Source organism: Klebsiella sp. CTHL.F3a, from assembly GCF_019890895.1.
GTDB lineage: Bacteria > Pseudomonadota > Gammaproteobacteria > Enterobacterales > Enterobacteriaceae > Klebsiella > Klebsiella grimontii.
Genome location: NZ_CP082360.1, coordinates 3,538,076 through 3,552,950 on the forward strand (window position 1 = coordinate 3,538,076; position 14,875 = coordinate 3,552,950).

Consider the following 14,875-nt stretch of genomic DNA (forward strand, 5'->3'; position numbering starts at 1 on the left):
ATCGGCCAGCTCAGGAAAAGCAATATCAACTAACACCTGGCTTGAGCGCTACTGGAAAATTCAGCAGGAAAGATTAAGGTCCTGAGATATAAAAGAAAACACTATCAAGCAAAAAGCAAAACCAGTATCTCTACTTAAGGAACGAGTAGGAATGAAATTAATCTCCGCAGTCAATGTTCGAGATATTGCGCAAATTCTTGATGAATATTTAGCGGAGGGACAGCCTAGAATGGCGCAGGTCATTCGCTCTGTCCTAATAGATGTTTTTAAAGAAGCTCAGCATGCGGAAGAAGTACCTCCTGGTTATAACCCTGCACTAGCAACTAAACAACCTCGTAGAAAGATCACTCGCCAGCGCCTTATTCTTGAGGAATGGCAAAAGATTTTTGATATAGCCTTTGAAAACCACAAATACATGGGGAACGCCATGCTTTTAGCCATAGTAACAGGCCAGAGACCAGATGATATATCCCGTATGAAATTCTCGGACATCTGGGACGAGCATCTACACGTTGAGCAAGAGAAAACCGGAAGCAAAATCGCTATTCCATTAGCTCTGCGTTGCAACGCAATCAACTGGAGCCTCCGAGATGTATCAGCCGTTGCCGGGATTATGCAGTAAGCCCTTATTTGGTTCATTTCTTTAGAACCACCTCACAGGCTGAGCGAGGAGCACAGGTGAAACCCAGAACACTGACCATGAATTTCAGCAAGGCAAGAGACAATGCAGATATTGACTGGGGGCAAGGTACACCGGCAACGTTCCATGAACAAAGATCGCTTTCCGAGCGGTTATATAAAGCTCAGGGTATAAACACGAAAGATTTACTTGGACACAAAACTCAACAACAAACGGATAGGTACCATGATGATCGAGGTAAGGGGTGGACAAAGGTGGCCTTATGAGGTTTTTCGGGAGGGGTTTTGATAACTTGTTTTGATAAAATTTTGATAACCGTTCGAAAACTAATAATAAAAACGGGAACCACTAGGTTCCCGTTCTGACATAATCTGGGGGCCAGATTACATGTTCGCGATAATCGCGTCGCCAAACTCTGAACATTTCAGCAGCTTAGCGCCTTCCATCAGACGTTCAAAGTCATAGGTCACGGTCTTGGCGGCGATAGCGCCTTCGGTGCCTTTAACGATCAGGTCTGCGGCTTCGAACCACTGCATGTGGCGCAGCATCATTTCAGCGGACAGGATGATGGAACCCGGGTTCACTTTGTCCTGGCCAGCATATTTCGGCGCAGTACCGTGCGTCGCTTCGAACAGCGCGCACTCGTCACCGATGTTCGCGCCCGGAGCGATACCGATACCGCCAACCTGCGCCGCCAGGGCGTCAGAGATATAGTCACCGTTCAGGTTCATACAGGCGATAACGTCGTATTCCGCCGGACGTAGCAGGATCTGCTGCAGGAAGGCGTCAGCGATCACGTCTTTAACGACGATCTCTTTCCCGGTGTTCGGGTTTTTGATCTTCAGCCACGGGCCGCCGTCAATCAGCTCACCGCCGAACTCTTCGCGTGCCAGCTGGTAACCCCAGTCTTTGAACGCGCCTTCGGTGAATTTCATGATGTTGCCTTTGTGCACCAGGGTCAGTGAATCGCGATCGTTGGTGATAGCGTATTCGATGGCGGCGCGAACCAGGCGTTTAGTGCCTTCTTCAGAGCACGGCTTGATGCCGATACCGCAATGTTCCGGGAAGCGAATTTTCTTCACGCCCATTTCATCGCGCAGGAATTTAATTACTTTATCCGCTTCGGCAGAATCGGCTTTCCACTCGATACCGGCGTAGATGTCTTCGGAGTTTTCGCGGAAGATAACCATGTCGGTCAGTTCAGGATGTTTAACCGGGCTCGGAGTACCCTGATAATAACGAACCGGGCGCAGGCAAACGTAGAGGTCCAGTTCCTGACGCAGGGCAACGTTCAGAGAACGGATGCCGCCGCCGACTGGCGTGGTCAGAGGGCCTTTGATAGCAACACGATATTCACGAATCAGATCAAGAGTTTCGGCAGGCAGCCAGACATCCTGGCCATAAACCTGGGTCGATTTTTCGCCGGTGTAAACTTCCATCCAGGAAATTTTACGCTCACCCTTATAGGCTTTCTCAACGGCAGCATCAACCACTTTCAGCATCGCCGGGGTCACGTCAACACCGATACCATCGCCTTCGATGAACGGGATAATCGGGTTATTAGGGACGTTCAGCTTGCCGTTTTGCAGGGTGATTTTTTGACCTTCCGCCGGAACTACTACTTTGCTTTCCATTAACCTCTCCTTCGAGCGCTTCTGGTTCTGCTCTTCCCTCTTCACGCTAGCCGGGCGTTGGCTTTATTCGCCCACTCCCGTCATCGGAATATCCCGCTAACCGGAGATTTCGCGTCCGTGTCGCCTTCCTGTAATGCGAATCGGTTTGAGCAACCTTTTTGTTAATAAGTTGTAATGAGCATGTCAATACTACCTGAATGTTTGCGTCCATGAAAGGCATTCGTAATTAGGCTATAATGCGGCAATTGATTGAGTCTGAAAATACCATGCAAAAAACTTCATTTAGAAAACATCGCGTTGAGCGATTCAGCACGCAACAAGTCACCAGACAACGCAAAGAACGCCAGCCAAAAACTGTGATCTTGTTCAATAAACCATACGATGTATTGCCGCAATTTACCGATGAAGCCGGGCGCAGCACGCTAAAAGATTTTATTCCGGTTGCCGGCGTCTACGCTGCCGGTCGGCTCGACCGCGATAGCGAAGGGCTGCTGGTGCTGACTAACGACGGCGCGCTGCAGGCGGCGCTCACCCAGCCGGGCAAGCGCACCGGAAAGATTTATTATGTTCAGGTGGAAGGTGAACCGACGGAGGACGCATTGGCCGCCCTCCGCGACGGCGTCACGCTTAATGACGGCCCCACCCTGCCTGCGGGGATCGAGCGGGTGGCGGAGCCTGAGTGGCTATGGCCGCGGAATCCGCCCATCCGCGAGCGCAAATCCATCCCCACCAGTTGGCTGAAAATCACCCTCTATGAGGGACGCAACCGCCAGGTGCGGCGGATGACCGCCCACGTCGGCTTTCCAACGCTGCGTCTGATTCGCTACGCGATGGGCGGCTATACGCTGGATGGCCTGGCCAACGGCGAATGGCGCAAAACCGACTCACCGCATACATAAGGAAAATCAATGTTTAAGCCGCACGTCACCGTCGCCTGCGTGGTTCACGCGAAAGGCAAATTCCTCGTTGTTGAAGAAACGATTAACGGAAAAGCGCTGTGGAACCAGCCTGCGGGCCACCTCGAGGCCGATGAAACACTGATTCAGGCCGCAGAGCGCGAGCTCTGGGAAGAGACCGGCATTCGCGCGACGCCGCAGCACTTTCTTCGCCTGCATCAGTGGATAGCCCCGGATCGCACCCCATTTTTGCGCTTCCTCTTTACTATCGAGCTTAACGATACGTGCGCCACCGAGCCCCATGATATCGATCGCTGCCTGTGGCTTAGCGCTGAGGAAATTCTTAACGCGACAAACCTGCGTTCTCAACTGGTTGCTGAGAGCATTCGCAGCTATCAGCAGGATCCACGCTACCCGCTGTCGCTCATCGGCGAATTTAACTGGCCGTTTACAGGGGGTGCCTCAACCGAGGACGCGTGCTAGAATACGCCGCCTCGAAGTTCAATGTAGTGAGTATTCCAATGTCAGAAAGCCAGAAAAAAGTGATCGTCGGCATGTCCGGCGGGGTTGATTCCTCAGTTTCCGCCTACCTGCTGCTCCAGCAAGGGTATAAGGTGGAAGGCCTGTTCATGAAGAACTGGGAAGAAGACGACGGCGAGGAATACTGCACCGCAGCGGCGGATCTTGCCGACGCCCAAGCCGTTTGCGATAAGCTGGGAATTGAACTTCACACCGTCAATTTTGCCGCAGAATACTGGGACAACGTATTCGAGCTGTTCCTGGAAGAATATAAAGCCGGGCGCACGCCGAACCCGGATATTCTGTGTAACAAAGAAATTAAATTTAAAGCTTTCCTCGAATTTGCCGCAGAAGACCTCGGCGCCGACTACATCGCTACCGGACACTACGTGCGCCGCGCCGACGTTAACGGCAAGAGCCAGCTGCTGCGCGGCCTCGACGGTAACAAAGACCAGAGCTACTTCCTTTATACCCTAAGCCACGAACAGATCGCGCAAAGCCTGTTCCCGGTGGGGGAGCTGGAAAAGCCGCAGGTGCGTAAAATCGCCGAAGCGCTGGATCTCATTACCGCGAAGAAGAAAGACTCGACCGGTATCTGTTTTATCGGCGAACGCAAATTCCGTGAGTTCCTTGGCCGCTACCTGCCCGCTCAGCCGGGAAAAATTATCAGCGTTGACGGCGACGAAGTTGGCGAGCATCAGGGCCTGATGTACCACACCCTTGGGCAGCGTAAAGGCCTCGGTATCGGCGGCATCAAAGACGGCGGCGAAGACCCGTGGTACGTGGTCGATAAAGACGTCGAAAACAATATTCTGGTTGTCGCCCAGGGCCACGACCACCCGCGTCTGATGTCCGTTGGGCTGATTGCCCAACAGCTGCACTGGGTCGACCGCGAGCCGGTTACGGGCACGCTGCGCTGCACGGTGAAAACCCGCTACCGTCAGACCGATATCCCTTGCAGCGTTAAAGCGCTGGATGACGACCGCATTGAAGTCATCTTTGATGAGCCGGTTGCCGCCGTGACGCCGGGCCAGTCTGCGGTCTTCTACAGCGGCGAAGTATGCCTCGGCGGCGGGATTATCGAACAGCGCTTGCCGCTGCCGGCTTGACAGACATTTTAGCCGCTGAATGCGCCGCTCGGGCATTCGACGGTTTATAAGGAGAATGTGTGGCGAAGAATTATTATGACATTACGCTGGCGCTGGCCGGCGTTTGCCAGGCCGCGCGTCTGGTTCAGGAACTGGCGCACCAGGGGCACTGCGATAGTGATGCTCTGCATGTGTCGCTGAACAGCATCATCGACCTCGATCCGGATTCAACGCTGGCGGTGTTCGGTGGTAGCGAAGCCAATCTTCGCCTCGGGCTGGAGACCCTTATTGGCGTGCTGAATACCAGCAGCCGCCAGGGGCTGAACGCCGAACTTACCCGCTATACTTTAAGCCTGATGGTGCTGGAGCGTAAGCTTGCCGCCAGCAAGGGGGCCATGGATACCCTCGGCAACCGTATCGGTGGCCTGCGCCGTCAGCTTGAACATTTCGATCTGCAATCCGAGACGCTGCTCAGCGCGATGGCCGGCATCTATGTTGATGTCATTAGCCCGCTGGGCCCGCGGATTCAGGTGACCGGCTCTCCCGCCGTGCTGCAAAGCCCTCAGGTTCAGGCGAAGGTTCGCTCTGCCCTGCTGGCCGGTATTCGCTCCGCGGTGCTCTGGCACCAGGTCGGCGGCGGGCGTCTGCAGCTGATGTTTTCTCGTAATCGTCTGGTTAACCAGGCAAAACAAATTCTTGCTCATTTAACCCCGGAGTTGTGATCTATGGAATTATCCTCACTGACCGCCGTTTCCCCAGTCGACGGCCGCTACGGCGACAAAGTCAGCGCGCTGCGCGGTATCTTCAGCGAATTCGGTTTGCTGAAATTCCGCGTTCAGGTAGAAGTGCGTTGGTTGCAAAAACTGGCCGCGCACGCAGCGATCAAGGAAGTTCCTGCTTTTGCTGCCGACGCAAACGGTTACCTTGATAAAATCGTCGCTGATTTCAGCGTAGAAGATGCAGAGCGCATCAAAACCATCGAGCGCACCACCAACCACGACGTCAAAGCGGTTGAGTATTTCCTCAAGGAAAAAGTCGCCGATGTCGCTGAACTGCACGCGGTCTCCGAGTTTATCCACTTTGCCTGCACCTCCGAGGACATCAACAATCTGTCCCACGCGCTGATGCTGAAAACCGCTCGCGACGAAGTGATCCTGCCCTACTGGCGCAAGCTGATCGACGCGGTGAAAGACCTGGCGGTACAGTACCGCGATATCCCGCTGCTTTCCCGTACTCACGGCCAGCCGGCTACGCCGTCCACCATGGGGAAAGAGATGGCGAACGTCGCTTACCGTATGGAGCGCCAGTATCGTCAGCTGAATCAGATTGAAATCCTTGGCAAAATCAACGGCGCGGTGGGTAACTATAACGCCCACATCGCCGCCTACCCGGAAGTCGACTGGCACCAGTTCAGCGAAGAGTTTGTCACCTCGCTGGGTATCCAGTGGAACCCGTACACCACCCAGATTGAACCGCACGACTATATCGCCGAACTGTTCGACTGCGTCGCCCGCTTCAACACTATCCTGATTGATTTCGATCGTGACGTCTGGGGCTATATCGCGCTCAACCATTTCAAGCAGAAGACGATTGCCGGCGAAATCGGCTCTTCCACCATGCCGCATAAAGTGAACCCGATCGACTTCGAGAACTCCGAAGGCAACCTCGGTCTGGCCAACGCGGTGATGCAGCATCTGGCGAGCAAACTGCCGGTTTCCCGCTGGCAGCGTGACCTGACCGACTCCACCGTCCTGCGTAACCTCGGCGTCGGCATCGGCTATGCGCTGATCGCGTATCAATCCACCCTGAAAGGCGTGAGCAAGCTGGAGCTGAATCAGGACCGTCTGCTGGATGAACTGGACCACAACTGGGAAGTACTGGCCGAGCCGATTCAGACCGTCATGCGCCGCTACGGCATCGAGAAGCCGTACGAGAAGCTGAAGGAGCTGACCCGCGGCAAGCGCGTGGACGCCGAAGGCATGCAGCAGTTCATCGACAGCCTGGCGCTGCCGGAAGCAGAAAAAGTTCGCCTGAAAGCGATGACGCCGGCCAACTATATCGGCCGCGCGACCACCATGGTTGACGAACTGAAGTAAACCTTTCAACCCTCTTTCCGCTCAGGAAAGAGGGTTTCCCTGCCCCCGCGTTCGTTAAATCCAGACGTCGTTCACCGCGGTCCGCTCTCCACCCTCATGCCCGGTATTCAGGACGCCGCGCGGCTCGATCAGCATAAGTTTGGTTTCGGTTTCCGCCGAGGTTTTATGCTCAACGCCCCGAGGCACCACGATCATCTCGCCGGCCTGAAGCAGCAGATGCTTATCGCGAAAATCCAGACGCAGCACACCCTCCACTACGATCAGGGTTTCATCGGTTTCCGGATGGCTATGCCAGATAAAGTCGCCGAGGATCCTGACCACCTTGAACTGATAATTATTCATTTCGGCCACCACCTTCGGCTGCCACTGCTCGATGAAAAGGGTGAATTTCTGCACGATATTAATCGATTGATACATCAGCTGACTCCTTGTGATAAAGGCTGTCAGCATAGATCCCCCCTCTCCGCAGAGATTGAACGATTGTGCAACTTGCGGCGGGTCAGGGGCGGACAAACTTCAGCCAGCGGCCCGGAGAGAGACCAAAACGGCTGATGAACTGGCGCGTCATATGGCTTTGATCGGCAAAGCCTGCGTGGGCTGCGATATCCGCCAGGTTATCCCCTGCCAGCATCCGCTGGCGGCAAAAATCGAGGCGCCGCATCATCACATAACGCCAGGGGCTGGCGCCAAACAGCGCTCTGAAATCGCGGCTCAGGCTCCAGCGGTCTCTGCCGCTGACATTCGCCAGGGTGTCGAGGGTGATGTTCTGGGCAAAACAGGCGTGGATATATTCCCGGGCCCTTTCCGCGGCAGGATAATCGAAGGCACGGCGTCGAAAGCGCTGGCCGCCGACGGCGGCCAGGGTCTGCGCCAGATCGTACAGCGCGTCCTCCTCCTCCAGAGGCGCGAAGTGGGCACTGACGTCCTTCAGCAACGGCAGCGCGGCGCGCAGCAAGCGCGGATCGCTGGAAATTCCTCCAGGGATAAAGGGCAACGGCCTGCCGCCAAGGATCTTTTGAATCAGCGCGGGCTCAATGTATACCATCCGGTAGCGAAACCCCTCCTCGGTCCCTGCCTCGCCGTCATGGACCTCATCGGGATGCAAAACCATCGTCCCACCGGGGAGGCTGTGCTGGAGGCCGCCGCGATAGTGAAAACGTTGTACGCCGGAGAGCGTCTGGCCAATGGCATAAGTATCATGCCGGTGAGGCTCATAACCGTGTCCGCCGAAGAAGGCTTCGATACGCTCAATATGCGCGGGCGACTGGGCCAGCCGGACCCAGTCCGCACATTTCTGTTGTGGCATATGATTTACGCTCCCGCGCGTCATTAAAAACAACGGCTGCTATATTACACAAAAAATTAACATCACCCACTCGCTCTCCGCTAAACTTCTCCACCATCATGGCTCGACATCACGCCCCGAGTCATCAACCAGAACAACAGCGCCAGCAGACTGACCGATGCCCCCAGCAGGCAAACGCCCTGCCATCCCGCGCGCGCGTATACCGCGGTCGTACTTACCGCCCCCAAACCGCTGCCAAGCGCATAAAACAGCATATACAGACCGACCAGCCTGCTGTGCGCTTCGGGACGGGTACGGAAAATCATGCTTTGATTGGTGACATGCAGCGCCTGACCGCTGAGATCCAGCAGCACAATGCCAGCCAACAGCGCCGCTGGCGACCATGCCATCAGCGATAAAGGCCACCAGGCCACCAGCAACATGACCAGGGCCGCGGCGCTGGTGCGCTGCCCGTATCCACAATCGGCCCATTTACCGGCTCGTCCGGCCGCCAGGGCGCCGATGGCCCCCACCAGGCCCAGGGCGCCGATCTCAGTATGCGAAAAACCGAAGGGCGGAGCGCTCAATGGCAAAACCAGCGCGCTCCAGAAGATATTGAAGGCGGCAAACATCAGTAGCGCCAACACGCCGCGCACCTGAAGCACTTTTTCCTGACACAGCAGAGTCAGCATCGATGCCAACAGGCGCGGGTAGCTCAAGGAGGTCGACGCTACCGCTAATACCGGGAGCCGACGCCACAACGGAAGTGCAATGCCCAGCATCAGTAAAGCGGCAAAGATGTATACCCCGCGCCAGCCGAAGAGATCGCTCACGCCCCCTGAAAATACCCGCGCCAGCAGCAGCCCGATAAAGACTCCGCTCTGCGCGGCGCCCACCACGCGTCCCTGTTCATGGGGCGAAGCGGCGCTGGCAGCATAGGCGATCAACCCCTGGGTCATCGCGGTACCCAGCAGGCCAACCGCAAGCATCCCGCCCAACAGCATCACGGTAGTGGATGCCATACTTACCGCCGTCAGCGCAGCGATCAGCAGAAGCACCTGCGTCGCCATCAGGCGGCGGCGATTGACTCTGTCGCCCAGCGGTACCAGCAAGAGCAGCGCCATCGCGCAGCCGAGCTGGGTCGCCGCGATCACCCCGCCAATCGCGGCGTCGCTGATGGGAAAATCTCGCGCCAGCGCGTCGAGCAGCGGTTGTGCGTAATAAACGTTTGCCACGCTCAGCCCGCTGGCGAGAGCAAACAGCCAGACCAGGCTACGCGGCATAACCGTTTCCGGGTCCATTAGCGATGGGGATAACGTTGACGATTTCATAATTCCAGCCTTAACAATCTAGTTTCAAAATAAAACCAGTTGTAGGCTAGAACAGGGAGTTTTAAAATGCAACTAGTTTACCCGACCGTTTGGAGAGCCCATGCCAGCGCGTAAAAAAATTACCAACCAAACCTGCCCCGTCGCCCGAAGCTTGGATATTATCGGCGATCGCTGGTCCTTGTTGATTGTGCGCGACGCCTTCGATGGCCTGCGGCGCTTTAGCGATTTCCAGCGAAGCCTCGGTATGGCGCGTAATATTCTCTCTGACCGTCTGCACAAACTGGTAAACTCGGGTATCCTCACGACGCAATCCGCATCGGACGGCACGGCTTATCAGGAATATGTTCTGACGGCAAAGGGGGAGCGTTTGTTCCCTGTGGTGGTTGCGCTACGCCAGTGGGGAGAGCAGCATCTGTTTGCCCCTGACGAACCCCATTCCGTCCTGATCGATAAACGTACGCTGCGCCCGGTTCCCATGATGTCGCCCGCGACCAAGGACGGACTCGTTCTGACGTCTTACGAGACTGAGGTACAAAAAATCAAATAAAATTCTTTATTTAACAGCTGTTTATGTTAAAGGTGTATAATAAGCGCTAAACTATTCAAATCATAAATAAAATGGAGAACGGGCATGCGCGTACTCGTGGTTGAGGATAACGCTCTCCTGCGCCATCACTTGAAAGTTCAGCTGCAGGAGCTGGGACATCAGGTCGATGCGGCGGAAGACGCAAAGGAAGCGGATTACTATCTGGGTGAACACGTTCCGGACATCGCCATCGTCGACCTTGGCCTGCCGGATGAAGATGGTCTTTCGCTGATTCGTCGCTGGCGCAGCCACGACGTGTCGGTGCCGGTGCTGGTGCTGACCGCGCGCGAGGGCTGGCAGGATAAAGTCGAGGTTCTGAGCGCTGGCGCGGATGATTACGTCACTAAGCCGTTCCATATCGAAGAGGTCGCAGCCCGCATGCAGGCGCTGCTGCGGCGTAACAGCGGCCTGGCATCACAGGTCATCTCCATACCCCCTTTCCAGGTAGATCTGTCGCGTCGCGAGCTGTCGGTCAACGACCAACCCATCAAGCTGACGGCATTTGAATACACCATTATGGAAACCCTGATCCGCAACCGGGGCAAAGTGGTCAGCAAAGATTCGCTGATGCTGCAGCTCTATCCCGACGCCGAGCTGCGCGAAAGCCATACTATCGACGTGCTGATGGGACGACTGCGCAAAAAAATACAGGCTGAATATCCGCAGGATGTGATTACCACCGTGCGCGGCCAGGGCTATCTGTTCGAACTGCGCGGATGAAGGGGCTACTGCGGCATATTTTGCCGCTGTCGTTGCGCGTCCGCTTTCTGCTGGCAACGGCAGCCGTGGTGCTGGTGCTATCGCTTTCCTATGGCATGGTCGCGCTGGTGGGATATAGCGTAAGCTTCGATAAAACCACCTTCCGCCTGCTGCGCGGCGAGAGCAACCTGTTCTATATGCTGGCAAAATGGGAAAACAACACCATCGAAGTTGATATTCCCGAAAACCTCAATATGCAGAGCCCCACGGTAACGCTGATTTACGACGCTCACGGCCAGCTGTTGTGGGCGCAGCGCGATGTACCGTGGCTGGTCAAGCGCATTCAACCTGACTGGCTCAAAAATAACGGCTTTCATGAGATTGAGGCCGATGTAGACAGCAGCAGTATGCTGCAGCACAACAACCATGAGATTCAGCAGCAGCTGGACGCCATCCGGGAAGAGGACGACAGCTCCGAGATGACCCACTCGGTGGCGATCAACATCTATCCGGCCACCAGCACCATGCCGCAGCTCAGTATCGTGGTTGTCGACACCATTCCGGTGGAGCTGAAGCGCTCCTATATGGTGTGGAGCTGGTTTATTTACGTCCTGGCGGCCAACCTGCTGCTGGTGATCCCGCTATTGTGGGTCGCGGCGTGGTGGAGCCTGCGCCCTATCGAATCGCTGGCCAAAGAGGTACGCGAACTGGAGGAGCATCACCGCGAGATGCTCAACCCGAACACCACCCGGGAGCTTACGCGGCTGGTCAGCAATCTCAACCGCCTGCTAAAAAGCGAACGCGAACGCTATGATAAATACCGCACGACGCTGACCGACCTCACTCACAGCCTAAAAACCCCTCTCGCGGTGATGCAGAGCACCCTGCGTTCTATGCGCGGCGAGAAACTGAGCGTCAACGAAGCAGAACCGGTGATGCTGGAGCAGATTAGCCGCATCTCACAGCAGATTGGCTACTATCTGCACCGCGCCAGCATGCGCAGCGGTGGTTCGCTGCTCAGCCGCGAACTGCACCCCATCGCTCCGCTGCTCGATAGCCTGACCTCGGCGCTGAACAAAGTCTATCAGCGCAAAGGCGTGAACATTACCCTGGATATCTCGCCGGAGATTAGCTTTGTCGGCGAAAAGAACGATTTTATGGAAGTCATGGGCAACGTCCTCGACAACGCTTGCAAATATTGCCTGGAGTTTGTGGAAGTCTCCGTTCGTCAGACCAACGACAACCATCTGCATATTCTGGTTGAAGATGATGGCCCGGGGATCCCTGCAACGATGCGCAGCGCGGTGTTCGATCGCGGCCAGCGCGCCGATACGCTGCGTCCCGGACAGGGCGTGGGCCTCTCGGTTGCCCGCGATATCGTTGCCCAGTACGACGGACGTATCCTGGCCGAGGACAGCCTTCTCGGCGGTGCCTGCATGGAAGTGATTTTTGGCCGTCAGACCCTCGAAGATAAAGAGAGCTAAACCAATCAGTTTTTTAACGGCGCCTGCATCATGCTGGTGCCGCATCCGTTATAATCCCTATCAGACACCTGCTGTGGAATATAAATATGGATTATCAATTAACGCTTAACTGGCCCGACTTTATCGAACGCTACTGGCAAAAACGCCCGGTAGTGCTGAAACGGGGCTTTGCTAATTTCGTCGATCCGTTAAGCCCGGACGAGCTGGCCGGACTGGCGATGGAGAGCGAAGTCGACAGCCGCCTGGTCAGTCATCAGGACGGTAAATGGCAGGTTAGCCACGGCCCCTTTGAGAGTTACGATCACCTGAGCGAGAATAACTGGTCGCTGCTGGTACAAGCGGTTAATAACTGGCACCAGCCAACGGCGGCGCTGATGCATCCATTCCGCGCCCTACCTGACTGGCGCATCGACGATCTCATGATCTCGTTTTCCGTCCCCGGCGGCGGCGTCGGTCCGCATCTCGACCAGTACGATGTGTTCATCATTCAGGGGACCGGCCGCCGCCGCTGGCGCGTGGGCGAAAAAGTGCCGATGAAACAGCACTGTCCGCATCCGGACCTGCTCCAGGTCGATCCGTTTGAAGCCATTATTGATGAAGAGATGGAGCCGGGCGATATCCTGTATATTCCGCCGGGATTCCCGCATGAAGGCTACTCGCTGGAAAATTCGCTTAATTATTCGGTCGGCTATCGCGCGCCAAACGCCCGTGAGCTCTTCAGCGGCTTTGCCGATTACGTTTTGCAGCGTGAACTGGGCAGCCAGCGCTACGCCGATCCGGACGTACCGTCTCGCGACCATCCTGCCGACATTTTGCCGGTTGAACTGGATCGTTTGCGCGAGATGATGCTGGGGCTGATTAACCAGCCGGAGCACTTTAAGCAGTGGTTTGGCGAGTTTATCACCCAGTCCCGTCACGAACTGGACGTCGCGCCGCCGGAGCCGCCGTATCAGCCGGATGAAATTTACGATGCGCTGCAGCAGGGGGACAAGCTGTCGCGGCTCGGCGGCCTGCGCGTGCTGCGGATTGATGGCGAGGTATTCGTCAACGGCGAGAAAATCAACTCTCCGCACCGCCCGGCGCTGGATGCTCTGGCGACTCACCTGACGCTAAACGCAGAGCATCTTGGCGATGCGCTGGAAGATCCCTCCTTCCTCGCCCTGCTGGCCGCGCTGGTCAACAGCGGCTACTGGTTCTTTGAGGACTGAGTCATCTGTTTCGCCCGGTGGCGGCTGACGCCTTACCGGGCCTACAGGATGGTATTCTGCATTTGCCTACCGTACCGTCAGTTTCACCAGCTCACCGGGCCCGTAGCTCTAGAACCTTTACGCGCCGCGTTTCGCCGTCAGCTCAGCAATGCGTACAATCACCTGCACCGCCTTCTCCATGCCTTCAAGCGTCACAAACTCATGCTTACCGTGGTAGTTATAGCCACCGGTAAACAAATTCGGGCATGGCAGGCCCATAAAGGAGAGCTGCGCGCCGTCGGTACCGCCGCGAATCGGCTTCAACTGCGGTTCAATATCGCAATCCACCATCGCCTGGCGGGCGATATCGACGACGTGCGGGTGCGCCATCACCTTCTCATGCATATTGTAATAGCTGTCCTCAATCACCAGCTCGATATAGCAATCCGGATGAAGCCCTTTGCCGACCTTTTTGGCAATCTCCATCATCTTGCGCTTGCGAGCCTCAAACTGCTTCCGGTCGAAATCGCGGATGATGTAGTGCATATCTGCCCGATCGACGGTGCCTTTAATGCTAGCCAGATGGTAGAAACCCTCGTAGCCTTCGGTGGTCTCGGGCGCTTCGTCCGCAGGCACCTCGGCATGAATGCGCGTCGCTAGCGATAGGGCATTCACCATCACCCCTTTCGCCGTGCCGGGATGAACGTTATTACCCACGATCTTAATCGTCACCGAGGCGGCGTTAAAGTTCTCGAACTCCAGTTCACCCACCCCGCCGCCGTCGACGGTGTAAGCCCAGCGCGCATCGAATGCCGAGACATCAAAATGCTTCGCTCCTTTACCCACCTCTTCATCCGGCGTAAAGGCGACGCGGATATCGCCGTGTGGAATATTCTTCGCCTTTAGCATCGCCAGCGCGGTCATGATTTCCGCGATGCCCGCTTTATCATCCGCGCCGAGCAGCGTTTTGCCATCGGTGGTGATCAGCGTCTGCCCGAGCAGCTGGTGCAGCACCGGGAACATCACCGGGGAGAGAACCTCGTCTCCAATACCGAGAGCGATATCACCGCCGCGGTAGTTTTCGACGATCTGCGGATTGACGTTCTTACCGCTGAAGTCAGGTGACGTATCGACATGGGAAATAAAACCAACGGCCGGAATATCACCCTCAACGTTAGCCGGCAGGGTGCCCATGACTGTCCCTTTCTCACTCAGCGTCACGTTTACCAGTCCCATTTCTTGCAGCTGCGCCTGAAGCAGACGTAACAGCTTCCACTGACCTTCCGTGCTCGGTACCTGACGCACGCCAGGCTTCGACTGTGTGTCTAAAGAAACGTACTGCAAAAAACGCTCAAGCAATTTATCCATGTAGCCACCCTCTTCTTTTGTGACAACATTATTGATAAGCCGGAAAAGACAAATATTGCGTC

14 protein-coding genes and 1 pseudogene are annotated in these 14,875 nt (G+C 56.0%); 10 read left to right on the forward strand and 5 right to left on the reverse strand.

The annotated features are described in order from the left end of the window. Nucleotides 1-4 precede the first annotated feature (4 nt). Nucleotides 5-906, forward strand: a pseudogene (locus tag K7H21_RS16690) (tyrosine-type recombinase/integrase); the annotation flags it as partial. Between the two features lie 117 nt (nt 907-1,023). Here K7H21_RS16690 and icd read toward each other — a convergent pair. After that, on the reverse strand, nt 1,024-2,274 hold the full coding sequence (gene icd / locus K7H21_RS16695; protein ID WP_004131480.1) for an NADP-dependent isocitrate dehydrogenase: 1,251 nt from the start codon (nt 2,272-2,274) through the stop codon (nt 1,024-1,026). A 236-nt stretch (nt 2,275-2,510) separates the two neighbouring features. Between icd and rluE the strand changes: the two genes are divergently transcribed. Genes rluE through purB form a run of 5 tightly spaced genes read left to right on the forward strand, consistent with a single transcriptional unit; the run spans nt 2,511 to nt 6,873 of the window. Beyond that, a complete protein-coding gene (rluE, locus tag K7H21_RS16700) occupies nt 2,511-3,173 on the forward strand; it encodes a 23S rRNA pseudouridine(2457) synthase RluE (RefSeq protein WP_004131478.1) in 663 nt (220 codons plus the stop codon). 9 nt (nt 3,174-3,182) lie between these two features. Beyond that, entirely contained in the window at nt 3,183-3,653 is a 471-nt protein-coding gene (locus K7H21_RS16705) for an NUDIX domain-containing protein (RefSeq protein ID WP_223035232.1), read from the forward strand. Between the two features lie 38 nt (nt 3,654-3,691). Beyond that, nucleotides 3,692-4,798 (forward strand): tRNA 2-thiouridine(34) synthase MnmA, encoded by a 1,107-nt coding sequence (gene mnmA / locus K7H21_RS16710; RefSeq protein ID WP_004131473.1) that lies wholly within the window; start codon nt 3,692-3,694, stop codon nt 4,796-4,798. A 59-nt stretch (nt 4,799-4,857) separates the two neighbouring features. Continuing rightward, entirely contained in the window at nt 4,858-5,499 is a 642-nt protein-coding gene (hflD, locus tag K7H21_RS16715; protein WP_004131471.1) for a high frequency lysogenization protein HflD, read from the forward strand. Between the two features lie 3 nt (nt 5,500-5,502). Then, the gene (gene purB, locus K7H21_RS16720) at nt 5,503-6,873 is read left to right on the forward strand and encodes an adenylosuccinate lyase (protein WP_004131470.1); all 1,371 of its coding nucleotides are present in this window, start codon (nt 5,503-5,505) and stop codon (nt 6,871-6,873) included. 54 nt (nt 6,874-6,927) lie between these two features. On the opposite strand, the gene K7H21_RS16725 is transcribed toward purB, so the two are convergent. The 3 genes from K7H21_RS16725 to K7H21_RS16735 all read right to left on the reverse strand — a co-directional run bounded on the left by K7H21_RS16725 (nt 6,928) and on the right by K7H21_RS16735 (nt 9,489). Beyond that, nucleotides 6,928-7,290, reverse strand: coding sequence for a cupin domain-containing protein (locus K7H21_RS16725; RefSeq protein ID WP_223035233.1), 363 nt, complete (start codon nt 7,288-7,290; stop codon nt 6,928-6,930). A gap of 82 nt (nt 7,291-7,372) precedes the next feature. Continuing rightward, nucleotides 7,373-8,179, reverse strand: a complete 807-nt coding sequence (locus tag K7H21_RS16730; protein ID WP_004131468.1) for an AraC family transcriptional regulator — start codon at nt 8,177-8,179, stop codon at nt 7,373-7,375. An 80-nt stretch (nt 8,180-8,259) separates the two neighbouring features. Then, nucleotides 8,260-9,489, reverse strand: coding sequence for an MFS transporter (locus K7H21_RS16735; protein ID WP_223035234.1), 1,230 nt, complete (start codon nt 9,487-9,489; stop codon nt 8,260-8,262). Between the two features lie 100 nt (nt 9,490-9,589). On the opposite strand from K7H21_RS16735, the gene K7H21_RS16740 reads away from it, so the two are divergent. From K7H21_RS16740 to K7H21_RS16755, 4 genes are all read left to right on the forward strand, one after another. Then, nucleotides 9,590-10,036 carry a winged helix-turn-helix transcriptional regulator gene (locus tag K7H21_RS16740; protein WP_223035235.1) on the forward strand — a complete coding sequence of 149 codons (447 nt, stop codon included), beginning with the start codon at nt 9,590-9,592 and terminating at the stop codon, nt 10,034-10,036. 84 nt (nt 10,037-10,120) lie between these two features. Next, on the forward strand, nt 10,121-10,795 hold the full coding sequence (phoP, locus tag K7H21_RS16745) for a two-component system response regulator PhoP (RefSeq protein WP_004101181.1): 675 nt from the start codon (nt 10,121-10,123) through the stop codon (nt 10,793-10,795). Then, nucleotides 10,792-12,258, forward strand: a complete 1,467-nt coding sequence (gene phoQ, locus K7H21_RS16750; RefSeq protein WP_004131465.1) for a two-component system sensor histidine kinase PhoQ — start codon at nt 10,792-10,794, stop codon at nt 12,256-12,258. Before phoP ends, phoQ begins: the two co-directional genes overlap by 4 nt. 86 nt (nt 12,259-12,344) lie before the next feature. Next, a complete protein-coding gene (locus K7H21_RS16755) occupies nt 12,345-13,466 on the forward strand; it encodes a ribosomal protein uL16 3-hydroxylase (RefSeq protein ID WP_004131462.1) in 1,122 nt (373 codons plus the stop codon). Nucleotides 13,467-13,583: 117 nt separating this feature from the next. Here the strand turns inward: K7H21_RS16755 and pepT are convergent, their stop codons facing one another. Next, the gene (pepT, locus tag K7H21_RS16760) at nt 13,584-14,813 is read right to left on the reverse strand and encodes a peptidase T (RefSeq protein ID WP_087829290.1); all 1,230 of its coding nucleotides are present in this window, start codon (nt 14,811-14,813) and stop codon (nt 13,584-13,586) included. Nucleotides 14,814-14,875 lie beyond the last annotated feature (62 nt).